Below are 25794 nucleotides of genomic sequence, written 5' to 3'. Positions count from 1 at the left end.
AGGAGACAATGATAGCAGATACTCAAGACATTCTACAGAAAAAAGAAAGAACTGAAAAAGTTCTGACGAGTGTTGTAAACCTTCCGGTAATTCCAAAAGTAATGTTTGAAACAATTAAACTTCTGGATAATAAATACACGACAGCCGGTGAGCTTAATAAGGTTATTTCTAAAGATCAGGCTTTGTTAACAAAGATTTTAACGATTGCAAACTCGCCTTTATACGGGCTGCAAAGAAAAGTAACAACTATTGAGTATGCAATTTTAGTTCTTGGTTATCGTGAGTTAAAAAATATCATCTCTGCTCTTTCTGTTGCTGAAGCATTTAGAAATAAAACAGACAAATATCTCAACTCAAAAGAATTTATGCTTCACTCTTATCTAACGGGAACAGCTTGCAAAAAACTTGCTTCGGATATTGGCTTTAACAATTCCGGCGAAGCATTTATTGCAGGATTCTTACACGATATCGGAATATCAATTATACATAGATACTTACATTCAAGTTTTATTAATGTTACAGAACTTGTTGAAACAAAAGGAATGAGTTTCAGAGAAGCTGAATTGGATGTACTTGGAATGACACACGAACAAGTTGGGTATTTCTTACTTGATCGCTGGAACTTTCCCAAAGAAATATCGGACCCAATACTTACTCATCACTCACCCGATGGAACAAATTCAAGTCCGGTTTTAAGTGCTGTAGTTAATCTTGCAGATTACATTACAAATAGATTAAAACTTACAAGCGCCCCTTGGGATAATGATGTAACTCTAAGTCCGTTTGCAATGCAAAAGTTTAATCTTGAGCGAGAACTTGATGTTGAAAGATTTATAGATGGTTACAAAGATATTTTCTGGAATCAAATTGAATTTGTAAGGTTTTTAAATTGAGATTGTTAAAAGAAAACAGGCGGGCGTATTTACCATTTTTAAATTCGGTTGAACAACTGGAAAAAGCAAGCGACGGCAAATACAAATTAAAGAAAAGAACAAATTTGCCGCTAGCGTGTGAACAGGTAAGTGTAATTTCCGGCGGAAATGTTCAGATAGATTTATTAGCGTTTTCCGAAAAACTAAATTCACTTTATCAATCAGAACAAATTATTGCTGCATTTAAAGATGAGATAAGTAAACTTTCATTTTTTATGGATGCAGAAATATTTTCTCTTGATGATAAAACAAGCGAATGTAAACCAATTGACAAAACTTGTAATCAAAAACTTTATTACTACGTAAAAAACTTCTTAAAAAATGGAATTCTAGATTGGGTTGCGGAATCTAAAAATGCAAAATTCTTACCCTGGGAAGTTGATAATGCGGCCGTTAATTCAGGGTTAACTTGTTTTGTTGTTCCGATATTTAGTAACAACAGATTTTCAGGAGTTTTGGCTTCGCTTACAAATCTAAAATATTTAAGTGAAGATTCATTTGAGTATAGAACACTTCTAACAATATTAAATCAAACATTTGCAAAATTAGAATTTGTTCGATTAAGAGATGAACTAAATAAAACATATTCAGAATATCAAATTCTTCAATCAAAACTTTTTAATGACTTTAAATTTGCAGCAATTGGCGAACTAACAAGCAAGAGTATTGAAGAAATTGGTTCACCGCTGCAGGTTATTATGAGTTATTCCGATTTGCTTCAAAAAGAAAACCCTGATCTTGATTCAGATGCAACTGATTTTATCAGGAACCAGGTTCACACAATAAAAGAAATTCTCGATCGCTTAGGCAACTTTATAAACAACAGTGATAGCAAACCTAAATTATATTCATGTTCAATCAACACAGCTATTAATGATTTTTATAAAGTTATCGAGCACAGTTTGCGCGCAGATTCGTGTGAGTGCGTTCTGGATCTTGAAGAAAACATTCCATCAATTCTAAGTAATTATAACAGCTTAAAACAGATATTGATTAATTCATTCAGTTTGATAAACCCATTACGCGGAACCGGTGGGGGAATTATTATTCAAAGCCGTTACAGCAGCGAAACAATTATTATTAAAATGCTTTTTACAGATACTATTGATGGGTTAGCCAAAGAGGACAAAGAGTTTGGAATTAATATTTTAAAACATCTTATGGATAAACACGAAGGTGAAATGAGATTTATTAGTGAATCCGGAACCGGTACAAACTTGATATTTTCTTTCCCATTAAAAAGGAAGATGAGAGAATAAAAATGATTACAGGATTATTAATAATTAAAGTAGCTGCAATTATAATTCTACTTATTGTAATTGCATATGTTCTCTTTATGAGAAATGGATCGAAAAGAAATATAGATTCACAGTTTAAACACAATGTCGGGCTACTTCGCGAAGAAAAATTATTAATCCATTCCGATAAAAAGTTACAAAAGAAAAGACAACAGCTTTTGAAAAAAGCAAAACATATTGATGACGTTAATCAAAAGCAGCTAATCAATACATCAAAAAAATTAAAAATGCCAGCGGGTGAAATTCTATTAGCCGCAAAAATACAGATGTGTAGTAAATAGTAATTAATTAACGGTGAACAAAAATGATTAAAGGAATTTATCAATCTGCTAGAAGCCTTTTGGCTGCAAATAAAAACATGGAAAAGATTTCCGGAAACTTAGCAAATATTAATACTGTTGGATTTAAACGTGAAGGCCTATTTTCTGAGATTTTAAAAGCCGAAGGAAATTCACAGATAAGAAGCTCAGTTGATACTACTCAAGGTGAGATTTTTGAAACCTCAAATCCAATGGATCTTGCATTAGTTGGTGAAGGAATGTTCACAATCCAATCACAAAACGGATATGAATTTACGCGCAAAGGAAATTTTAAAGTATCTGATGATGGATTTCTCGTAAATGAACAAGGGAATAAAGTAATGGGCAAGGGCGGAGAAATAAGTCTTATAGAATATATGAATGGTGCGCAAACAGATATTAAAATTTCTCACAGCGGTGCGCTTAGCATTAACGAAACACACGTTGCAGATTTGCTTATAGTAAAAATTGATGATTATGAAAAACGAAAAACGGGATTAAATTTTAACACAACTCAAGACATTCAGGATTTTGCTCTAGAATCAGAATTTGAAGTAAGACAGGGTTACTTAGAAGAATCAAACGTTAACCCGATGATTGAATTAGAAAACATGATTAACCTTTCGAAAGATTACGAGACAGCATATAAGATGGTTAATTACTTAGATAGTTCATTAGAAAAAGCAAATGATCTTGGAAGAATTTAAAATAGTAACAAGAGGTTAGTATGAGCAACAGAGCATTAAGAACAGCGGCTTCAGGAATGTATGCACAGCAGATCAATATAGAAGTGATCTCGAATAATATGGCAAACATGAACACAACAGCATTTAAAAAAAGTAAAGCTGAGTTTCAGGATTTGATGTATCAAGAAGTTGTGGTAAATACTGTGAACTCAAACACACCCGGCAATTCAACTTCCGGAACAGGAACTGTGCAAGTTGGAAACGGAGTAAAACCCTCATCAACACAAAAATCTTTTTTGCAGGGTGATATAACTGCAACCAATACTCCTCTAGATGTTGCAATACAAGGTGAAGGTTTTTTTCAAGTAAGAAAAGTTGATGGAACACTAGTTTACACGCGTGATGGCTCATTCAAATTAAACTCTGATGGAAATCTTTGTACTTCAGGAGGCTATTTGCTTGACCCAGATATTTCTCTTGATGATAATTCTGTTGGAGTTGTAATTAGTAGGGATGGCAACGTTGAGCTGCAGCAATCCGATGGAAATAGAGTTCCTGTAGGTAATATTCAATTGGTAAGATTTTTAAATCCCGGGGGATTGTTAGCGCTTGGTGATAATCTATATTCAGAATCACCTGAAAGCGGAAGACCAATACTTGGCAATCCTGGCTTTGATGGTTTTGGTGAACTTCATCAAGGCTATCTGGAATCTTCAAACGTTGATGTTGTTGATGAAATGATTGCTATGATAACTGCACAACGTGCTTACGAGCTAAGCAGTAAAACAGTAAAGACAGTTGAAGAAATGATGACAATGGCTAATAATCTTAAAAGATAAGAAGCAGTGAGATTGTTAATATTCATATTGTTTAGTGTTCAAGTTTTTTCTCAAACTTTTGAAGAGAAAGTTCTTCAATACCTTCAGAAAGAGTTCCCAGAGTATCAAAAGATTGAGATACGACTTCAGCAAAATTTTTCATCTGATGATGAAATTGAAATTGACTATACGCGAAATATTAACCTTGGTAAGGGTATTGCATACATACCGGTTATTGCAACAAAAGGAAAAAAAACTTCTGCGTCTATTGTTTCAGTTAAGGTTCAATTGTTAAAAAAACTTTTAGTGGCTAATAAAGATTTTGAAAGAAAAGATTTGTTGCATAATTCAGGATTTGAAGAAAAAGTTTTAGACGTAACTAGAATTAATGGAAATCCATTAAGTGTTGATTGTGCATTAACAGATTATCGTGCAAAAACTTTTATTAAGAAAGGAGAAATCCTTTTTGAAGAAAAGATTGAAAAAATTCCTTTAATAAGTTCAGGTGATAAAGTATTTGCAGAAGTTAGAAATGGAAATGTAACTGTGACGACGGAAGCTTTTGCAAGGCAACACGGCGGTGCTGGTGATTTAATTGAGTTTGTATCGTCAGGTAATAAAATATTTAAAGCAAGAATTATTGACGCAACCAAGGTAATAGTTGAGTGATAAAATGAAAAAAGCAATTTTAATTTCTGTTTTACTAATCGCAGCAGTATTCCCACAGAATATGAGAAAAAACTCTTACTACTCATTATTCTCCGATCAAAAAGCATCTAATATAGGCGATGCGATAACAATTATAGTTGTGGAATCTTCACTTGCAACTAATAAAGCAAGAACTAATAGCTCAAGAGAAAGTGATCTTGGATTTAATCTCGCGGGGAAAGTAAGCTCAACTGATGTTCCGGAAGTAAATGTAGGCGTTGGTTCCAACAATGATTTTAGCGGTTCCGGATCAACAGAATCATCCGGTATGATTCAAACAAAAATTAGTGCAACAATTGAATCAGTTCTTGAAAATGGAAATATGCTGATAAGTGGCAGTAAAAAAATTACTATCAACGGCGAAGAACAATTAGTAAATATTAAAGGAGTTGTTAGGGCAACAGATGTTAGAGCCGACAACTCCGTTCTATCTTATAATATTTCTGATGCTGAAATAAGTTTTGAAGGAAGCGGACTTATAGATGATGCACAATCGCCAGGCTGGTTAACAAAGTTCTTCCATTGGATTTTTTAAGGTGAAGTATGAAAAGATTTAGTCTTTTAATATTAGTATTTATTGTCTTGTCGTCACTAGCCTATTCACAAAGAATAAAAGATATTGCGACAATTTCCGGCAATAATTCTGAACAGGTGATTGGCTATGGTTTGGTTGTTGGATTAGCAGGAACAGGCGATAGCTATCGTACTCAGTTTACTATGCAATCTATAACAAGTATGTTAAAAAGATTTGGAATAACAGTTCCGCAAACAGATGTAAAGACCAGAAACGTTGCCGCAGTAATGGTAACCGCAAATCTAAATTCTAATTACAAACCAGGTGCAAAGTTTGATGTTACAGTTTCTTCAATGGGCGATGCAACAAGTTTACTTGGTGGGACTCTTTTGATGACTCCACTTTCCGGAATTGCGGGTGAAGTTTACGCCTTTGCACAAGGCTCGATTTCTATTGGCGGATATGATTATAACACCTCAAGCGGGAATAGAGTTGCAAAAAATCATTCACTTGCCGGCAGAGTTCCGCAAGGCGGCATTTTGAAGGAAACACTTGAGAATGAAATTGTTATCGACAAACAAATAAGTGTTTATTTAAGAATGCCTGATTTAACAACATCTAACAATGTTGCTAATTCTATTAATGCAACATTTGGCGATAGTGCCGCAACTTCAATTGATGCATCGGAAATTCGTGTTACTATCCCAAAAGACAGGCAAACTAATATTGTAGGTTTTCTTGCTGAGCTTGAAGTTTTAAATGTTGAAACTGATTATGCTGCAAAGGTAGTTCTAAATGAAAGAACAGGAACTGTAGTTGCGGGTACAAATGTTCAAATAAAACCTGTATCAATTACACACGGCAGTTTAAATATTACTATTGAAAATTATCCAATTGTTTCTCAGCCTGGTGCTTTTTCAAACGGTAATACGGCTGTGGTAAACAATTTAGTGCCTTATGCAACACAGGATTCAACAAACACAATTGCAATCTCCGGCGCATCTAATGTACAGGAAGTTGCAAGCGCTCTTAATTCATTAAAAGTTACGCCAAAAGAAATTATTGCAATTTTTCAAGCACTTAAAGAAGCGGGCGCTCTAATAGCAGAATTAGTTATCATCTAAAATGAACGATTTAAGTTTAAAAATAACTAACGAACAGAAACACATTCCATTTACACCGGAAGCAAAAAATCTTTCGCTTTCTGAAAAACAAAGAATGGCGGATGTTTCTAAACAGTTTGAAAGTTTATTAACATCAATGATGCTAAAAAGTATGAATCAAACTACAAGCGGCGGAATGTTTGGTGAAAGTAATTTTGGCGGAGATTTTTTTGATTCCATTTTTCAGTTTGAAATTGCTGATAAGATTTCTAAAGGAACAGGGCTTGGAGTAGCTGATGAAATTTATAAAAGATTAACAGGTGAAACTTTATCAACTGAAGTTTTAAATCCAAAATTAACTCCGCTAAAAAATCAACCAAAGATTGAAGTAACAAGCAGCAGTACAGAAATTCCTGTTGTTGAACCATCAAACCAATCTTTAACAAGATTAAGTAAATATGATGAAATTATTAATCAAGCCTCAGAAACTTACGGAGTTGATAAAAATATCATTAAATCTGTAATACTTGCAGAATCTTCCGCTAAAGAAAATGCAGTTTCAACTGCAAGCGCAAAAGGCTTGATGCAGATTATTGATTCGACCGCACAATACTTGGGAATTAACAATGTTTTTGATCCAAAAGAAAATATTATGGGCGGGGCTAAATATTTGTCCCAACTTCTTCGAAAATACAATGGAGACCTAAAGTTTGCTTTAGCCGGATATAACGCAGGACCTGGAAATGTTGATAAATACAATGGAATTCCACCTTTTACAGAAACTCAAACATATGTAAAGCGTGTAATTGGATATCTTAAGAATTTTGAGGAGCCGAAAAATGTACTATGACGAAATTTTAAAACTAACTTATGAACAAATTACTTTATTAAGTGATTTTATTAATACGTTAAAGTTATTGCAAAGATCAATAGTTAATAGCGAACTTGATGATATTGAAATTGCAATTGATAAGGAAGAAAAAATTCTTAATCGCGTTAAAGACTGTGAAGAACGAAGATCTAATGCAGTTACGATGGCTTTAAAGCATTATAAAATTGAAGTTGATAAAAATGAAGGCATGGATAAGTTAGCCGATGTTTTATTAGCGATTGATCCTGAAGTTTCTGAAGAGTTTAACCAGGTTAGAACCATTTTATTAGAAAAGGTTAAAGAAGTTCTTTTACTGAATTCACAGAATGAAATAATCATTAGTAATTCAAGACAGTTCATACGCGACTTAATCAAAAATATTCTTGGTACAAAAAAAGAAAATTTTTTTGATAGAAAAATTTAGAGCAACACAATGGCATTAACAAAAATATTTGACATATCTTCACGAAGCTTAGCCGTTTACAGAAGAGCGCTGGAAGTGACGTCGCATAATATTGTTAACTCTGCAAATCCCAATTATTCACGCCAGCGAATTATGCTTGCAACGGAAACCTCAAATCTTACTGCAGGATTAGTTTGGGGCAACGGTGTAAAGATTGCAGATGTTTCGCGTGTAAGAGATCGGTTAGTTGACGCCCATATTATCGGTACAAATCAAAAATTTTCAGACAGCAACAGGCAAAGCCAATTAGTAGGCGATGTAGAGAAAATATTTTCCGAACCTTCAGATCTTGGCATATCAAATTTGATGACAACCTTTTTTAGCAGTTTTAATGAACTTGCTGTTACTCCAAATTCATCACCTTTAAGAACGAATGTTTTAAATGCTGCAAATAATCTTTCAGCAAAAGTAACTTCTATAAATCAATCATTAAATACTCTAAAAGGCGATATTAAACAAGAGTTTCAGCAAAAAGTAAATTCTGTAAATACGATTTTAGATCAGATACATCAAATTAATTACGAGCAATTTTCAAACGCTTATAATGGTGTTCCTGTTAATGATCTATTGGATAAACGTGATGCTCTGGTTGATGAACTAAGTAATCTTGTAAATATTAATGTGGTTTACGATAACACAAACTCAGCAGTAATTTCAATCGGTGGAGCTCTTGCTGTTGATAGAATGCATTCAGCAGAATTTGTTGCTGAAGAGGTGAATGGCAAAATAAATTTAAAAGTAAAAGATGGGACTTACCCGATTGTATTAACCGGTGGTGAACTTAATGCACTCTCCCAAGTCTATTCAAAAAAGATTCCGGCCTACCAGCAAAAACTTGATGGTGTAATTGCCAAGCTTGTTGAAGCTGTAAACGGCGAACACGTTAATGGTTACACAATTTCTGATCCGCAGGAAACAGGACTTAATTTCTTTGAAGGTTATGTAAACGGCGAACTGATAATTAATTCTGAACTTATTGATGATCCAAATAAAATTGCAATTTCATTGGATGGAACTGAAGGTAATGGAGAAATTGCAATACGTATCGCGCAACTTACAGATTCAAAATTATTGAACGGTAACACCTTACAGGAAAGTTACGCCTCAATGATTAACGGACTTGGCAATGACGGAATGCTGCAAAATAATTATACACAAGCCAACCAGATGGTTCTGGATGAGCTTGGTCAATTAAGAGCTTCGCAATCCGGTGTTTCTGTTGATGAAGAAATGACAAATGTATTGAAGTTTCAACGAACGTATGAGGCATCTGCTAAACTCATCACAATTGCTGATGACATGTTACAAACAATTTTAAATATGGTGTAAAATGCGCATAAGTGATTTAATAATTTCTAATAATTACATTGGAAATACAAACAAAATAAAAGACAGAATTTCTACTCTAAATAAACAAATAATGAGTGGAAATAAAATTGAGAAACCATCCGATTCACCTGTTGGTACTTCCAGACTTTTCCGGATTTCAGATCAGATGGGTCAAACTGAAACTTATAAAAAAAATATTCAGAACAGTTTGTCATTTTTGGATGAAACAATTTTTGCAATGGAATCAATGCAATCAGAAGCTATGAGTATTGTTGGCAAATTAACTGAACTTCAAAACCCAATCAATCAAACCAACTTAGAAGTTTATGCTGATATGATTGACAACTCATTAAAGATTATGTTAGAAACTTCAAACTCAAAATCCGATGGAAAATATATTTTTGGCGGAACGGACTATTCAAGCGAACCTTATGGAATTTCATCTGACAATCAATCATATCAATCAAATACAGATACGAGTGGTAAAATAAATGTTAAGTTTTCACAAAGTGTTGTGCAAAGTATAAATATGCCCGGATTAGATTTATTTGGGACTATAGTTTCCTCAAAAGGATTTTTTAACACAGCAGACGTAGTCGGAACGGTTACAAATGTTAATTCTACGATTCACGATGATTTGGGAAATGAATATCAACTGCAAACTAACTATCAAAAAACAGCAGCTAATACTTATCAAATGACTTATGATATTGTTGATGGCGGCGGTGCCACCGTATTTACAGCTCCACCGGGAGCTAAAACACTTGTGTTTAACAACTTAAACGGAAACTTAGTTTCTGTGGATGGATCAACTTCAGATTTATCTTTTGCAGTGGAAGTTCCGGCAAACAGAATTCAGTTTACAATGAATCTTAAAACACTTTCAGAAAATAGTTCAGCAACAAGTATAAGTTTAAGTGCAAATCAACCAACAAATATTTTTAACACACTTAAACAGCTTAGCAATGATTTAAGAAACGGAATTGTTCCAAGCAACGAGCAAATTGCCGCTGTTGAAAATTTTAATTCACGTCTTACATCTAAACAATCGCAGGTTGGTAATACAATAAATCAGATTTCAACTTTGCAAAGTATGTTAGAACAGCAAACATATAATTTGATGGAATTGGCTCAGAATGAAAATGGTGTTGATATCGCAAAAGCTGTGGTTGATTTACAAAACCAAGATTACTTATTACAAATATCACAAAAACTTGGTTCAATGATTTTACAAAAGACGTTACTTGATTACATATGATAAAAAAATACAGCGCATTTAACGGATTAATTTTAGGAGTTCTATCCATCTTTGGGGCTTTTGTGCTCGAGGGTGGATCTGTAAATGCTCTGTTCTTAATTCCACCAATTATTATTGTTTTCGGAGGAACATTTGCAGCGGTAATAATCGGTTTTGGATATGAAAATTTTGTAAACATGTTCAGATTGATGAGGCTTGCGTACTTTCCTCAAAAGTTTGAACCTAAAAGAGTAATAAATTCGATTGTTCAGTTTTCGTATAAAGCAAGAAAAGAAGGTTTGCTTGCACTTGATAGAGATATAAATAAAGTTGATTACTTTTTTGCTAAAAAATTATTACGCAATGCTGTTGATGGAACGGATCCGGACTCTTTGCAAGATCTAGCTGAACTTGAAATTAAATCTGTGCAGGAAAGACATTACTCTAATATTTTTATTTTTACAAAAATGGGCGGATACGCGCCGACAATGGGAATTCTTGGAACTGTTATGGGATTGATAATGGCACTTTCACACGCTGGTGCTGATCCCAATTCATTAATTAAAAGTATTGCCACTGCATTCATCGCAACACTTTGGGGTGTTTTTAGTGCAAACTTAATTTGGTTACCAATTGCAGATAAATTAAAAAAATGTCATCAAGAAGAGAAACAAATGATGGAACTCTCATTACAGGGGGTCTTGGCATTACAGAGTGGGGAAGTCCCGGCTTTGGTGAAGTCAAGATTGGTAAGCATGCTATCCCAAAAAGAACAAGAGAGCATGCTTCCTCAAAGAGAGTTCGAAAAAAGATTCAGGTAGATGAGTTTGAAGAATCACCTTTTTCTGAAGGTGGAGAGAAAGACCGTTACCTTATTACGTATGCAGATCTTATAACTCTGTTGCTCGGGCTGTTTATTTTACTATATACAGCGTCAAATCTTGACGTACAAAAGTACGAGAAAATGGTAAATGCTATCGGTAATGTTTTCGGTGGACCAACTCAAACTATTAAAGTTATTCCAGATTCAGAAGTACCGATTGCACCGCCACTGGGAAATTTGAAATCAGACATAAATAGTTTGATAGAAAAAAATAATTACACAAGTTCAATAAAACTTGAAGAAAATTCGCGGGGAGTTACAATTCACATTCTTGAAGATATTGTTTTTCCTTCGGGAAGTGCAGAATTAAAGAAAAGTTCAAAAATTGTTTTGCAGCAACTTGCAGCAATTATTAAGAAATTGCCAAATGATGTTAGAATTGAAGGACATACAGATAATATCCCAATTAATACATCACAGTTTCCATCTAACTGGCATTTATCTGTGGCGCGTGCTTTAAGTACGGCTTATTATTTGATGACTGAACAGGGTTTGGATCCGGAAAAACTTTCCATCGTAGGATTTTCGGAGTACAAACCTTTAGACTCAAATGAATCAGTATACGGCAGAGCCACAAACAGAAGAGTAGATATTATAATCATAAAATAAAATTAGGAATATGAAAATAAAGACATATCATTTTGGCGAAATTGAATACACTGAAGATTTGGTTATCAGTTTTGCAGAAGGCCTTTTCGGATTGGAAAACCTTCACAAATATCTTTTTATCAAACCAGAGGACGATATTTTCTACTGGCTCAACTCTATTGAAGAGCCCGAAATAGCTTTCCCTTTAATCGGGCTAAGAATAATTGATAAAAAATTTCCTGTGTTAGATGATAACGAAGCATTTGGAATTGTAGTTATGAGTAAAAATCCAGCTGATGTTAAAGTAAATCTTAAAGCTCCCGTTTACATTAATCAGGATGCAAAGAGCGGATTTCAAAAAATTATAGATAGCGATAAATACCCTATTGACTACAATCTTTTTGTTGAAGAAAATCAAAGTTAAAAAAATGTTAATACTAACCAGAAAATTAAACGAAGAAATTAAAATCGGCAGCGGTATAACTGTAAAGATTATTTCATTATCAGACAATACCGTTAAGATTGGAATCGACGCTCCTCAGAATATACAAATTGTTAGAACTGAGCTTTACGATAAAGTAAAAGAAAGTTCTGTAAAAGCAATAAAATCCATTAAAGAGATACCTGCGGATTTAACAAAACTCAAAATCAAAAAGATTGATTAATGTATGATCAGAAATAAAAACCCACTGATTTTAATTATTGATGATTCTGATTTAACAAGAACTTCTTTAACAAGATTGTTTGATGAATACATCTGCAAAACTGAAAGTTCTGAAGATGGTTTGTTTGGTATTCAAAAAGCGCTTTCTCATAAACCTGATATTATTATTCTTGATATTCTTATGCCAAATCTTGATGGAATAAAAACCCTACAGATAAAAAAAGTTATTGATGAATTAAAGAATATTCCCGTAATCATTCTAAGCGGCAACGTAAACAAAAGCAATATGCTTGCGGCTATGGAAAATGGAGCTGATAAAGTTATTATCAAGCCTTTTAATATAGATGATCTGATTAATGCTGTTAACGAACTGATTGGCTTTGAATTAGAAAGAAAAATTAATGCTGAAATTCAATCAATTGATTTTCATGATGAAGTTGTAAACGACCTTCAGAAGATTTTTATAGAATCATTTCCATCACAAAAAAAAATTATTGTTGATTCTGTGAGTTTAAGAGATAGAAATAAATTAAGAGTAATCTTTCACCAAATAAAAGGGGTGGGAAAAACAGTTGGTTTGCCAATGGTAAGCGATATTTGCAGAAACTTAGAGTTTAACCTCGCTTCCGATAGAGTTGATTGGAACTTTATTATAACTCAATGTGAAAAATTGTTTTCCCTTGTACCAAAAACTCAATTTGAGTTAAACGTGGAGAAATAAAATGTTTGTTATTATAGGAATAGTTGTTGTTACAGTATCGGTTGTTGGCGGCTTTATGTTTGCCGGCGGTGATGTTGTGCTTCTTATTCAACCCGCAGAGTTTATTGTAATTGTTGGTGCCGCTGTGGGCAGTTTACTGATTTCTGCGCCAATAGGTGTTATTAAAAAAATCATAAAAACAATTCCCGGCGTTTTCAAATCACACGCATATTCTAAAGAAGAATATCTTGAACTGTTAAAAGCGTTTAATGATCTTTTTCTTCTAGCTCAAAGAGATGGATTACTTGCAATAGAAAAACATATAGAAAATCCTGAAGAAAGTGATATCCTATCAAAAAGCCCAAGATTTTTACACAATGAGTTAGCAAAAAACTTTTTCTGTGACACGATGAAAGTAATGCTCTCCGGTGGCGTACCACCTCACGAATTAGAAAATTTAATCGATGCTGAAATAGGAACACTTGAAGCAGAAACAAAACCGGCAATAAATGCAATCACAAAAATGGGCGATGCTTTTCCGGGTCTTGGAATTGTAGCCGCTGTATTAGGCATTATTATAACAATGGGCTCAATTGACGAAGGTGCCGCAACAGTCGGACATCACGTTGCTGCCGCTTTGGTTGGAACTTTTCTCGGTGTTTTAATAGCGTACGGATTTGTTGGTCCGTTAGCTACAAATTTGGAAGTCGGACTCGAAGAAAAAATGAGATACCTTGAAACAATTAAAGCCTGCGTTGTAGCTTATGCAAAAGGCAATCCACCAATTATTGCTGTTGAAATTGCAAGGCGAACAATTTTTTCTGAAGAGAGACCAACCTTTAGTGAATTGGAGAATTTTATGAGAGGCAAAACAGAATAAATGAAAGGCGGCGAAGAAAATATAATTGTTGTAAAGAAAATCAATAAGCACGGCGGGCACCATGGCGGCGCCTGGAAAGTTGCTTATGCTGATTTTGTTACAGCCATGATGGCGCTTTTTATTGTGTTATGGATTTTAGGACAAGATGAAAAAATCGTTCAAAGCGTTGCAGGTTATTTTAAAGACCCTGTAGGATTTTCTGAAAAGATGAAAGCTATTTCTGTGCTTGATGGAATGATGCAACTTCCTACAGATAGTGCAACAAGTATGCTTGATAAAATAAAACAAAGAGAACTGGAAGTTGAAAAACTTAATGCGATGAAAGACTCAATAGTTAGTGATCTTTCTGCAAGTGGTGAATTCACAAACTTGATGGACCAAGTGAAAATGGAAATTGTGAATGAGGGATTAAAAATCGAAATGGTGGAATCCAACGACGATGCTTTTTTTGAAATCGGTACATCTGAGTTACGACCTGAAGCACAAAAATTATTAAAAGAAATCGGAAAAAATTTAATTGTAATTCCAAATAAATTAATAATCGAAGGACACACAGATTCCAGACCATATTCCAACGATGGAATTGGTTACACAAATTTTGAATTAAGCTCAGAAAGAGCAAACTCAGCTCGAAGAATTCTTGTATCTGGCGGGCTTGATTCCAGAAGAATTGATGAAGTGCGTGGATACGCAGATACAAGATTATCAGATAAGAATGATCCGTATAATCTTGTAAACCGAAGAATAAGTGTAATAATAAAATTTGCTACAGAGGAGCCAAAGTGAAAAAATTAATTGTAGTTGAAGACGATAAGATCACTCAGCAGTTTTATTCAATGTTCTTTAATAAAAATGGATATGATACTGTAATTACCGATAATGGTGATAAAATATTTGATACTTTATTAACGCAAGAGGTCGGTCTTATTCTTATGGATATAAACCTAAGTAATACTTATCTTAATGGTGAAAAAATTGATGGTATTAAATTATCACAGATAATTAAATCTGATGAACGTACAAAAAATATACCTTTAGTTTTAGTAACTGCGTCTTCGCTATCAAGCCAGTTAAGGCATTTTTTAAGTGAAACAAATGCTGAAGAAATAGTTACTAAACCAATTTTAGATTATAATCGATTTTTAACAAAAATAAATAACTACTTAGCAAGTTGATTGAAAAAGATAAAATATTAGTTGTAGAAGATGAGCGCGACACACGCTTTATTCTTGAAAAACTTTTAACCAAAAATAATTTTGAAGTTATTACGGCTAATAATGGACAAGAAGCTCTTAAACTTCTTGAAACATTTACACCAAAAGTTATTCTTGCTGACTGGACTATGCCTATTATGGATGGTCTGGAATTGTGTAATCAGATTAAACAAAATGAAAAGTTAAAAATTATTTATTACATTATTCTCACAGCTCGTACTTCGTTAAGAGATCGCGTTACAGGGTTGGATGTTGGCGCGGATGACTTTTTAATGAAGCCAATTGAAAACCAGGAACTTGTTGCAAGAATTAGATCTGGAATTAGAATTTTTAATCTGCAAAGAGAACTCAAAAACATCGAACACTCAAAAGCCGTTATAGAACTTGCATGCACTATTGGGCATAAAATTAATAATCCTCTAAGCAGCCTTAAAATTGCAATGAATAACTTAATTGAATCCTCAGCTATCAAATCTTCTGATCAAACTGAAGAAGATTTTGAAATAATGAAGCAGGCAATTGAAAGAATCCAGACTTTTGTACAACAATTAACACACCTAGAAAACCCCCAAATCATCAATTATTCTGATGATAGTAATATGCTAAAATTGGATTAATTTTCTTTTTTCAGTCTCAATTATTCTCTTTTATTTTCGATAATAGAGTGGAGAACTGGGAAAATGCTAAAAAAAATCGAAAATATCGCATCCGCTTCGGAATTTAAAAACAATTCACGTTTTGTGGGTGGGTTACATACTTTACCCGGAATCTCCAGTGGCAAATCAAGTATTTCTGATTCGTTAAGTTTTTCAAATGCCTTCAAATATCTATCTCAACTTAAATGGAATTTAAAATCCTTAGAACACAGTGTGAATGAGGAGTTCTTGATAGAATTTGGTATCGACAATTTTTTATTTCAAACAAAAGTAAACATACACGATTGCCGATCAAATAACATTGTTTATAAAATCATCAATGAAGGATTCATAAGCTCATCAACACGCAAATATCAAATTCTTCTTTCTTTTGATTTTGATTCTGAAGTATACACTGAACCTGTTATTGCAACAGATACACAATATCTAAATCGTTTGTTTGATAGATTCAATTCTTATGATAGCATAATTTCAAAAAACTCTAACAGCCCAGAGGTTAATGATTTTTTGATTGATGAATCGCAGAATTATTTACGATATGAAATTTCACTTATACATCGAAATGTGATTTTCTTTGTTGAAAAAATAGTTGGCGAAACATTTAGCAAAGAATTAAGAATTAGTGTTTATAATCCCGAAGATAAAAAATTAATCAGAATACAGCAGATAAATGTTAAGTTATAAAGAACTTGAAGTACAGGAAGAGATTTCTGATTACGGGGAAAACATTCCAATTAATGCCACGGTAGAATGTAAACCCATCATTGTTTTAAACAGAAACAATTCAATAATCTATTCAAACCAATCTGCACAAATAGCTTTTGGATTAAACAGTATTAATAATATTTCCGGAATGCAAACGGATGCAAATATTGCGGAACTCCTTTCTGATTTTAACGAGAGCAGTTATTCCAACATCAGTATAAACTTGCGTATTAAAAATTTATCTGAATCATCTTTTGGTGAGTATGATGCTGAGATTGAAAAAATAGAATTAGATAACACACAATATCTCTTTATAGTTTTTCATCTAACAGAACGGGAAGTTATTCTTGAAAACAGAATAAACTCAATTCACGCAGCAATTGAATATGCCAACCTTCCTGTAATGACTATTGATGCAAGCGGTAAAATTTCTTTTCTATCCAGATCGATGGAAAACATTCTTGGTTTTACAATTGATGAATTATACGAAAAGTTTTTTTGTGTTCCGTTAGAAAACTTCTTATCAAAAGCTGATTTGCTAACTGCTGAGCGGGCTTTCTTTTTAAAGCAAAGCTGGGTTAAGATTATTTCGTTTAAAGATAAAGGTAAAATATTATTTAAAGAATTACAGCTTACGCCTTTTTCAAACGCCGGCACATCATCAAATACTTTTATGATGATTGCACATGATATAACTGATTATGTTCAAAAAAATATCATTGTTAAAGAATCTGAGAATAAATTAAAATCGATTATAAATAATATCCGCGATCCACTTTTTATTATTAAACGCAATAAAGATAAACTGTTTTTTGAAACTGGCAACAATGGTTTTTTTAGAATTTTTGATTTGGATAAAACAAAACTTGCTGATGTGGATTTAAAGTTAGTTTTTACAAATGATCTTCTGAAACTTGTTCTTAAAAACGCAGAAATACTTTTGCAGGATTCTCTGCCTTTTGTTGAGTTTAAAGCAAAGTACAATCAGATTCACTACCAGTGTAAAGTATCGTTAATGGATATTAGCACTGAAGATGAATCCTTTATAATGATAAATTTTAACAATGTGACAGATCAACAAAATTATCAAAATAAAATGAGTGCGGCTTATGAAAAAGAAGTTCAGTTGAACAAACTAAAATCTTCATTCATAGAAAATATGTCTCACGAAATTAGAACACCGTTTAATGCAATTTCCGGTTACGCAGAAATTTTAGAAGAAAGCATCAAAACAAATGATTATAAAACTGTTTCTGAATTAGTTGTACTTGTAAAAGAGGTTCTATCAAGAGTATCACATTTGTTTGACCACATAATTGATATGTCTGAAATTGAATCGAGTGAAATGATTTTTGATTATGTCTATCTTAATTGTAATCAGGTTCTAAAATCAGCTTATAATAAGCTTCATCAAAAAGCTAACAAAAAAGGAATAGAACTTGTACTTGAACTTGCGGATCAGGAAGTTGTAATAAAAACTGACTGGATGAAACTTGAAAAAATTGTTTCTGCAATTACAGAAAACGCTATCAAATACACAACTAATGGTAAAGTTGTTTTACGATCTTTTGTGTTTAGCCAATTTGCTTACATAACTATTACCGATACTGGTGAAGGAATGAATCAGGAAGATATTAAGTTTTTACTTGAACCATTTTCGCAAGAAGAGCAAGGCTATACAAGAAAATATCAGGGCGCGGGATTGGGATTAGCAATCGCTAGCAAACTAACAAAATTGATGGGCGGCTTGTTCGAAATTGTTAGTCGTAAACAAACCGGTACCAAGGTTACACTTATTTTTCCTGTGATGAAAATCCAACAGTAACAATTTTATTTTCTGATTTTGCAAATTGAGTTAATTGTTTTTTAGTTTTGATATCGCTGCACAATATTAACCAATCGGATTTTTTTACACATCTGTATTATCAATACAAGAACGAAATGTGAATTTAAAGGTTAAACAAACACTTTTAGCGTCAAAAATTGTAGTGGGATGGGATTCATTTTGAGAATTTTCAATTCTCTTGCTGGCACTTAACTTGTAAAATATATCAAGTTCAAATATCAGATTCAGGTGGAGTCAAATCAAATAAGCCAATCGATTTTTGAAAGTGTTGGAAAGGGAGCATGCTATTTTGTAGAAAATTGATTTAATAAACTGATGCAAACAACAGAAAATCTAATTAAGGAAGAAAATATTTCTTCAAACTTTCACGCAAGCCCGCACTTTGCGTTTTACAGGATTTCAGATTCTGGAGCTCCGGTTTATACTAATCAAACTTTTTTACGTATGCTCGGTTTTAATTCTTTAGATGAACTGATGGAAGTTTATATGAAAGAAGAATCTTTTAGAGAAAACTTTTCTGTTGTTAAATATCAAGAACACTTCTTTAAAATAAATAATACAGAAGGTGTAGAATCTAAATGGCGTAACAGGAACGGACGAGCCGTTTATGTTAATGAGTTTGTTCAAAAAGGTTATGATAATATTGATGGCTCTGTTTATTACGATTGCATTGCAGAAGATGTAACTGAAAAGAAAATAGTTGATGAACTTATTAGTGATGTTATAGGTCGTGATTACGCCATCATAAAAGCTTTGCCCGATATTTTATTTATACTTTCTGAAGATGGAAAGTTTACAGACTTTAAAGCCGGTAACAATGCCGAGTTTCCGATTTCTCCATCCTACATTATTGGCAAAACTATTTGGGATATTTTCCCACATTCAATAGCCGAACCGCTTCAATTGATGATAAGAGAATCATACTCATCTGGGCATTTAAAAACTTATGATTTTAAAATGCAAAATCACGATGCAGAAAAACATTATGAAGCACGCATTGTTAAAAGTCATAAGAATGAAGTTTTAATGCTGTTAAGAGATGTAACCAATCAAAAGCAAAATGAAATACAGATACTAAAGATTGCAGAAGATCTTAAACAGATAAATGACACGAAGGATAAGTTTGTTTCAATCATTGCACATGATGTTCGCACACCAATTATAGCGTTAATTGGATATGCTGAAATTCTAGCAGATGATATTGATGAACTTCAGAAATCAGAAGTAAAAGAATTTGCATCAAGTATTGTTGAAATTTCAAAACAAACAATTGGGTTATTAACAAATCTTTTAGAGTGGAGCCGATTGCAAACGGGAAGAATAGAATTCAATCCTGAACCTGTTAACGTATTTTCAATTTCAGAAAATACGGTATCATTGCTTAGATCAAATTCAGAACAAAAAAATATAACAATCTTAAACAAGCTTGATAAAGAAACTTTTGTTTATGCAGATGAAAATATGATGCAATCAATTTTTAACAATCTGGTTACAAATGCTATCAAATTTACTAATAGAAACGGGCAAATTGTTTTGTCTGCAAGCCAGTTTGGAAGGATGATTCGATTTTGTGTTAAAGATAATGGTGTTGGAATGGCTGATGAACAAAAATCTATGCTGTTTGGAATGAACAAAAGTTTTACAACACCCGGAACAACAAATGAAAAAGGTTCTGGTTTAGGCATGATTTTGTGTAAAGATTTTGTAGAAAAACATGGTGGAGAGATCTGGGTTGAGAGTGCTTCCGGCAAGGGTTCAGAGTTTTTCTTTACAATTCCTGCTATAGCTACGGAAAATAGCTAAGTACTTTAAGTTGGGTGTAAAAATATTAATTCTGCGGAAAAATTTTCCTGATCAAAAAAAGTCAATCCATATTTATTGAAATTGTAATCTCAAACAATTTTTGTAAATGCCAATAATTAAAAATAAATGTTGGTTTTTATCACAAAATCAAACTGAAAACCATTATAAGATTGTTTTGAATTATTCTTCGAATATTATTAAAAATGTGTTGGATAGAATATAAACTGGCATAAAAGTGGCTTATTTACTATGCATTTATAGAAATTATCTGTTTACTGAAGGCAAAAATTTATAAAATGATCGATACTAAAACTACTATATACAAAGAAACATCTACTGATGCTGAACTTAAAATTAAGAGTCTATTATCAGAAAAAATTCTTGAAACTGTACCCGTAACAATTTTTGTTTCAGATATTTCTACACAGCAAATCATTTATTCAAATTTTACTAAAAAGGAATTTTTAGGATATTCAACAAATGAGTTACAGGGTAGTGTATTTGAAATAGCAAAAAAATTATTAAATGCGGCGGATTATGATTTTATATTAAATGCCGTAATAGACTTAAACACTTCTGATGAAGACACGCCAAAAAGTTTTGAAATTCCCTTAATAGATAAGAATGGAAATTATTGTTGGTTTGAGATAAAGTTAACAATATTTAAACGTGGTACCGATAATCAGGCACAACAAATAATTGGGTTTCTTCAGAATATTGATGAAAATAGAAAAACTAAAAAAGCATTGGTAGAAAGTGATTTAAGTTATAGAAATCTATTCAACACTATTGAAGATGCGATTTATATTCAGGATGATTCAGGTACTTTCCTTGATGTTAATAATGGCGCAATAATTATTAACGGCTACACAAAGGAAGAAATAATCGGACAAACCGCAGAATTTCTTTCTGCCCCTGATAAAAATAATTTTGAAATTATAAACAAAAAAATATCAGATGCTTTTAAAGGAGTTCCACAGCAGTTTGAATTTTGGGGCAAGAAAAAAGATGGAACAATTTCACTTAAAGATATAAAAGTTTATAACGGCTTATACTTTGGCAAAAAAGTTTTAATCGCTCACTCTCAGGATATCACAAAGCGAAAAAAAGAAGAAGAAAAAATGCAAGCCGCTCTTGCCGAAAAAAACGTTCTTCTCAGAGAAGTTCATCATCGTGTAAAAAATAATTTGCAAGCAATGATCTATTTGATTGAAATGCAGATTGATAGACTTGATGATGAAAAAGTACAAATTTTTTTAAGAGAGCTTCAAGAACAAGCAAGAACTATGTCATTAGTTTATGAGCAGCTTTATCAATCTGATTATCTGGCTAAAGTTGATATGGATGGATATTTGAATAATCTAACTTCAAATGTTATTCAGACTTTTGGATTGGATAAAGATATTAGTTTTAATGTAAATGCACATAATGTTTCACTTGATGTTGAGACTGCAATGCCATGCGGACTTATTGTTAACGAACTTCTTACTAACTCTTTAAAATATGCTTTCACTGATGGGTTTGAAAAAACTCCAACAATTATTATTTCCTTAAAGTATGAAACAAAGAAAATTGTAATTTCTATTTCGGATAACGGAGTAGGTTTGCCAGCAAATTATGATTGGGAAAACACTGATTCACTTGGTTTAAAGCTTGTAAACTTTTGGGTTAAATATCAATTAGCAGGATCGATTAAACTAGATAGACATAAGGGTACAAACTATACTATCTGTTTTGATTATGAAGACAAATAGAACACAAAATACAATTCTTATTGTTGAAGATGATGCGATTGTCGCTTCTCAATTGCAACGCACATTGCATAAAATGGATTATACTTCAGTTGGTCCTGTTGCTACTGGTGAAGAAGCCATTGATTTAGCTTTGCGCGAATTACCTAATTGTATTCTAATGGATATAAAATTAAAAGGGGAGTTAACGGGAATTGAAACTGCCGATAAGATTCACAACACTTCTGAAATTCCTATAATTTATTTAACAGCTTATGCTGATCAGGAAACAATTGAACGAAGTAAAGACAGCCATACTTACGGATTTTTAACCAAGCCTGTTAGAGATAAAGAGTTAGGTGCGATGATTGAAACGGCAATTTATAAATCATCAACCGATAGATCGCTTAAACATTTGAACCAATTGTTACTTGCAATTAGAAGCATTGATAAATTAATAATTAAAGAAAGTATTCCGGAAAAACTTTTAGCGGAAACTTGCAATATCCTTATCAATTCTAAAGATTACATTGCCGCATGGATTAGCAATGAAAATGATCCAGCTCGTAGTCCAATCGAAATTTCGAATGGATTTAAAAATTCTAGTCATGAACAAATTGATAATCAAATATTTTCCTGTAAAATCAATAATTTATTAGAAAAAGACTTATCAAATCACAAACCAATTGTGCTTAGAGATACAGAGGGGTTAAATTTTTTTAATAGGGTTTTAAAAAATCATAAAATAAAAAATCCATCTGTATTTATTAGTCCGATACAGTATCGTAATAAATTTTATGGATATCTAATAATATTTTCTGACAACATATATTCCTTTGACGCCGTTGAAACTGAACTGCTTCAAACACTTGCTGAGGACGTTGCCTTTGCACTTAATAGCATTGAGGTTGAAAAGGAAAGAATTCTAGCTGATGTTGCGCTTAGTGAAAGTGAAGCATACTTTAAATCTTTATTACACAGCATGCACGAAGATATTATTGTTATCGATAGAGATTATAACATAATTGATATTAATGATTCCGCAGTAAAACGTACGGGACAAGGGTCTAACCAAATCATCGGAAAGAAGTGCCACAAAATTGTACATAATTCAGATGTTCCGTGTTGTGATAATGGAGCTGAGTGCGCATTAAAAAATGTTTTTGAAGAAGGGAACTCAAAACTTGTAAGACATATACACAATAATGCTAACGGAGCAGCTATTTATGTGGATGTACTTTTCTCACCTCTTAAAGATGAATATGGAAGAGTAACAAAAGTTATTGAATCGATCCATGACGTCACCGATTTACTTTCCACACAAGAAGCGCTTAATACAAGTGAAGAAAGAATAAAACAAATTGCAGACAATATTGATATTGTGTTGTTTACTTTAACAAGTGATGAAACTGGTGAAAAGTTAAAATATGTTAGTCCAGCGTTTAGTAGGGTTTGGGGAATTGAAAGTAAGAAAGTAATTGAGAATACTTCTCTCTGGGTAAATTCAATTTATCCAAAAGATCGTAAAATATTACTTGAAGCTATTCAAACTGCAAAATCTAATAAAAACTTTGTAGGAAAGATTGAGTACCGTATTGTTAGACCGGATGGAGGAACAAGATGGATAAGTTCTTCGATCAAAAATGCTAACAATAGTGTTACCGGGCAGGCTAATATTATTGGTATTGCAGAAGATATATCAGAAAGAATTCTAACTGAAAATAAACTAAAACGTTCAGAACAAGGGTATAAAAATCTTTTTGATAACGCACATGATCCAATCATCATTTTTGAACCGGTAAGAGGAATAATACTAAACTCAAACTTAAGAGCCTGTGAAACTTTTGGGTATGATAAACTAGAACTAGTAGGTAAATCGTTTTTTGATCTTTGTGCAAATCTTCAATTTGCTACAGAAATGGTTAGTGAAGTTGCAGATAATAGAGATGTTCCAACATTTGAGATAGAGGCTTTTAGAAAGGATGGATCTTCTATCTTTTTTGAGATGAATTTTTCTCTGACAGATTTCCTTGGACAAAAAGCAATCATCTCAATTAATAGAAATATTACAGTTAGAAAACATACTGAAAATGAACTAAGAATCTTATCTGAAATTGTAAAGCAAAGTCCTTCTTCTGTTTTATTAACCAATACAAAAAATCTGATTGAATATGCCAATCCAAGATATACCGAACTTACAGGATATACTTACGAAGAAATTGCAGGTAAAGAAGCACAAAAAATAAAACCGATTGATAATAAAGATGTTAATAAAATTTGGGAAGAGGTAAAAAAAGGAAATGTTTGGCGCGGCGAAGTAATGAATGTCAAAAAAAATCACGTTCCTTACTGGGCATCATTATCCATCTCCCCAATTAAAAATGAACACGGAAAAATTGTTCGTTACCTTTTTATCGAGCAGGACGTAACACAACAAAAAGAGCTTGAGATAGAATTAAAATTAGCATTAACTAAAGCAAACGGAATCAACATATTCAAAACTCATTTGCTGGGCAATCTTAATCACGAAATAAGAACTCCGATGAACTCTATTATTGGTTTCTCTCAAATTATGATTGAGGAATCCGAAGATGAAAATGTTGTAGAAATGTCTAATAAGATAATTAAGTCTAGCTACAGGCTGCTTAATACTTTAAATTCTATAATAGAACTTTCTGATCTTGAGTCCGAACGAATAAAAGTTAATTACACAGATATCAACCTTTCTCACTTTGTTAGATACCTTGATTATAGTTACAAGAGCATCATCGCAGAAAAAGGGCTTTCTCTTGAGATTGAAATTTTAAAAGAAGACACAATAGTTTCATCGGATGAAAAACTATTAGAACAGATTTTTAAAAATCTTCTAGATAACGCTATTAAGTACACTGAAAATGGTGCAATAAAAATAATTGCTGATGAATTTATTGATGATGAGGATCGAAAATTCTGTATTGTAAAAATTATTGATACTGGAATTGGAATACCTCAAAAAAATCTTGATGTAATCTTTGATGCTTTCCGACAAATAAGTGAAGGTGTTACTCGCCGTTACGAAGGTACAGGGTTGGGTCTTACAATTGCACAAAAAATGGTAAGACTTTTAAATGGCAGACTTGAGGTTGAAAGTAAAGAGGGTCTTGGTTCTTCTTTCGCAATTATATTGCCATTACCGAATAAACCAATAAATCCAGATTTATTGGAAGAGGACACTAATTTAGATGAAAACGTTGAATTAAGTGCTAAGGCAAAAAGTCCAAATATTCTTATTGTTGAAGATTACTTGATGAACGTTGATATTATGCGGTATTTTCTTAATGATATTGCAACTATGGATCATACTACAAACTACGAAGACACACTAACAGCAATTCGCCAGACTTCTTATGATATTATTCTTATGGATATAAACCTTAAAGACAGTATTGGTGGATTAGAATTGATGAAAGAAATCAGAAAAACAGATTCTTACAGTAAAACCCCGATCATCGCAATAACAGGTTACACATCTTCTATGGATCAGGATACATTCTTAAAAGAAGGGTTTTCAGGCTTCTTGGCAAAACCTTTTAATCAAAAGCAATTAAGGCATATTATTTTTAAGAATTTAAACTGATTTGCTTCAAAAAAGATAAAGTATTTTAGCTTTATTCCGATAATTAAGAGTGCAATTGATTGATTTGAATTGTGTTTGTCGGATTAAATGAATTATTGATTATTTATTGTTGAAAGCTAATTTCAGTTCTGCTGCATATCGTATTTCACTTCCGGTTTCATCACTCAATTGGTCAATTCAATATTTATTTTATTAAAAGTGAATGAGTATTTTTTCATCCGCAAACTTGCAAAATGAAGACTCTTAAAAGA

Annotated in this window: 25 protein-coding genes and 1 pseudogene; all 26 read left to right on the top strand. The window is 32.7% G+C overall.

Annotation, left to right across the window (positions count from 1 at the left end):
• Nucleotides 1–8: 8 nt before the first annotated feature.
• The 26 genes and pseudogenes from IPJ23_16965 (at nt 9) to IPJ23_16840 (ending at nt 25543) form a co-directional block, all read left to right on the top strand.
• Nucleotides 9–893, top strand: coding sequence for an HDOD domain-containing protein (locus IPJ23_16965; GenBank protein ID MBK7632360.1), 885 nt, complete (start codon nt 9–11; stop codon nt 891–893).
• On the top strand, nt 890–2191 hold the full coding sequence (locus tag IPJ23_16960) for a HAMP domain-containing histidine kinase (protein MBK7632359.1): 1302 nt from the start codon (nt 890–892) through the stop codon (nt 2189–2191). The genes IPJ23_16965 and IPJ23_16960 overlap by 4 nt, the downstream gene beginning before the upstream one ends.
• A gap of 2 nt (nt 2192–2193) precedes the next feature.
• The gene (locus IPJ23_16955; protein ID MBK7632358.1) at nt 2194–2511 is read left to right on the top strand and encodes a hypothetical protein; all 318 of its coding nucleotides are present in this window, start codon (nt 2194–2196) and stop codon (nt 2509–2511) included.
• A 23-nt stretch (nt 2512–2534) separates the two neighbouring features.
• The gene (locus tag IPJ23_16950; protein ID MBK7632357.1) at nt 2535–3236 is read left to right on the top strand and encodes a flagellar hook basal-body protein; all 702 of its coding nucleotides are present in this window, start codon (nt 2535–2537) and stop codon (nt 3234–3236) included.
• A gap of 20 nt (nt 3237–3256) precedes the next feature.
• Nucleotides 3257–4054 carry a flagellar basal-body rod protein FlgG gene (flgG, locus tag IPJ23_16945; protein MBK7632356.1) on the top strand — a complete coding sequence of 266 codons (798 nt, stop codon included), beginning with the start codon at nt 3257–3259 and terminating at the stop codon, nt 4052–4054.
• A gap of 12 nt (nt 4055–4066) precedes the next feature.
• Nucleotides 4067–4702: a flagellar basal body P-ring formation protein FlgA gene (gene flgA, locus IPJ23_16940; protein MBK7632355.1), complete on the top strand. Its 636-nt coding sequence runs from the start codon at nt 4067–4069 to the stop codon at nt 4700–4702.
• A gap of 4 nt (nt 4703–4706) precedes the next feature.
• Entirely contained in the window at nt 4707–5276 is a 570-nt protein-coding gene (locus IPJ23_16935; GenBank protein ID MBK7632354.1) for a flagellar basal body L-ring protein FlgH, read from the top strand.
• 8 nt (nt 5277–5284) lie between these two features.
• Complete coding sequence (locus IPJ23_16930) at nt 5285–6379, top strand: flagellar basal body P-ring protein FlgI (GenBank protein ID MBK7632353.1); 1095 nt, start codon at nt 5285–5287, stop codon at nt 6377–6379.
• Between the two features lies 1 nt (nt 6380).
• Nucleotides 6381–7208, top strand: coding sequence for a transglycosylase SLT domain-containing protein (locus IPJ23_16925; protein MBK7632352.1), 828 nt, complete (start codon nt 6381–6383; stop codon nt 7206–7208).
• Nucleotides 7198–7653, top strand: coding sequence for a flagellar export chaperone FlgN (gene flgN, locus IPJ23_16920; protein ID MBK7632351.1), 456 nt, complete (start codon nt 7198–7200; stop codon nt 7651–7653). The genes IPJ23_16925 and flgN overlap by 11 nt, the downstream gene beginning before the upstream one ends.
• Nucleotides 7654–7662: 9 nt before the next feature.
• Entirely contained in the window at nt 7663–9021 is a 1359-nt protein-coding gene (flgK, locus tag IPJ23_16915; GenBank protein MBK7632350.1) for a flagellar hook-associated protein FlgK, read from the top strand.
• A 1-nt stretch (nt 9022) separates the two neighbouring features.
• Nucleotides 9023–10279 carry a flagellar hook-associated protein FlgL gene (gene flgL / locus IPJ23_16910; GenBank protein ID MBK7632349.1) on the top strand — a complete coding sequence of 419 codons (1257 nt, stop codon included), beginning with the start codon at nt 9023–9025 and terminating at the stop codon, nt 10277–10279.
• On the top strand, nt 10276–11079 hold the full coding sequence (locus IPJ23_16905) for a MotA/TolQ/ExbB proton channel family protein (protein ID MBK7632348.1): 804 nt from the start codon (nt 10276–10278) through the stop codon (nt 11077–11079). The genes flgL and IPJ23_16905 overlap by 4 nt, the downstream gene beginning before the upstream one ends.
• 83 nt (nt 11080–11162) lie before the next feature.
• Nucleotides 11163–11750 (top strand): annotated as a pseudogene (locus IPJ23_16900) (OmpA family protein).
• A 10-nt stretch (nt 11751–11760) separates the two neighbouring features.
• Entirely contained in the window at nt 11761–12153 is a 393-nt protein-coding gene (gene fliW / locus IPJ23_16895) for a flagellar assembly protein FliW (GenBank protein ID MBK7632347.1), read from the top strand.
• Nucleotides 12154–12157: 4 nt separating this feature from the next.
• Complete coding sequence (csrA, locus tag IPJ23_16890; GenBank protein MBK7632346.1) at nt 12158–12394, top strand: carbon storage regulator CsrA; 237 nt, start codon at nt 12158–12160, stop codon at nt 12392–12394.
• Between the two features lie 3 nt (nt 12395–12397).
• A complete protein-coding gene (locus IPJ23_16885; GenBank protein MBK7632345.1) occupies nt 12398–13114 on the top strand; it encodes a response regulator in 717 nt (238 codons plus the stop codon).
• A 1-nt stretch (nt 13115) separates the two neighbouring features.
• A complete protein-coding gene (gene motA / locus IPJ23_16880; protein ID MBK7632344.1) occupies nt 13116–13973 on the top strand; it encodes a flagellar motor stator protein MotA in 858 nt (285 codons plus the stop codon).
• A complete protein-coding gene (locus IPJ23_16875) occupies nt 13974–14759 on the top strand; it encodes an OmpA family protein (protein ID MBK7632343.1) in 786 nt (261 codons plus the stop codon).
• The gene (locus IPJ23_16870) at nt 14756–15148 is read left to right on the top strand and encodes a response regulator (protein MBK7632342.1); all 393 of its coding nucleotides are present in this window, start codon (nt 14756–14758) and stop codon (nt 15146–15148) included. The genes IPJ23_16875 and IPJ23_16870 overlap by 4 nt, the downstream gene beginning before the upstream one ends.
• Nucleotides 15145–15804, top strand: a complete 660-nt coding sequence (locus IPJ23_16865) for a response regulator (GenBank protein MBK7632341.1) — start codon at nt 15145–15147, stop codon at nt 15802–15804. The genes IPJ23_16870 and IPJ23_16865 overlap by 4 nt, the downstream gene beginning before the upstream one ends.
• Before the next feature lie 63 nt (nt 15805–15867).
• Nucleotides 15868–16527: a hypothetical protein gene (locus IPJ23_16860; protein MBK7632340.1), complete on the top strand. Its 660-nt coding sequence runs from the start codon at nt 15868–15870 to the stop codon at nt 16525–16527.
• Nucleotides 16514–18373, top strand: coding sequence for a PAS domain S-box protein (locus IPJ23_16855; GenBank protein ID MBK7632339.1), 1860 nt, complete (start codon nt 16514–16516; stop codon nt 18371–18373). Before IPJ23_16860 ends, IPJ23_16855 begins: the two co-directional genes overlap by 14 nt.
• Before the next feature lie 336 nt (nt 18374–18709).
• A complete protein-coding gene (locus tag IPJ23_16850) occupies nt 18710–20197 on the top strand; it encodes a PAS domain-containing sensor histidine kinase (protein MBK7632338.1) in 1488 nt (495 codons plus the stop codon).
• A 296-nt stretch (nt 20198–20493) separates the two neighbouring features.
• On the top strand, nt 20494–21951 hold the full coding sequence (locus IPJ23_16845; GenBank protein MBK7632337.1) for a PAS domain S-box protein: 1458 nt from the start codon (nt 20494–20496) through the stop codon (nt 21949–21951).
• Complete coding sequence (locus IPJ23_16840) at nt 21938–25543, top strand: PAS domain S-box protein (protein ID MBK7632336.1); 3606 nt, start codon at nt 21938–21940, stop codon at nt 25541–25543. Before IPJ23_16845 ends, IPJ23_16840 begins: the two co-directional genes overlap by 14 nt.
• The last annotated feature ends 251 nt before the right edge of the window (nt 25544–25794 follow it).

This window comes from Ignavibacteriales bacterium, assembly GCA_016709765.1.
Classification (GTDB): Bacteria; Bacteroidota; Ignavibacteria; order Ignavibacteriales; family Ignavibacteriaceae; genus IGN3.
The sequence above is the reverse complement of the archived record's forward strand: the minus strand, read 5'-3'. Positions and strand labels throughout refer to the sequence as shown.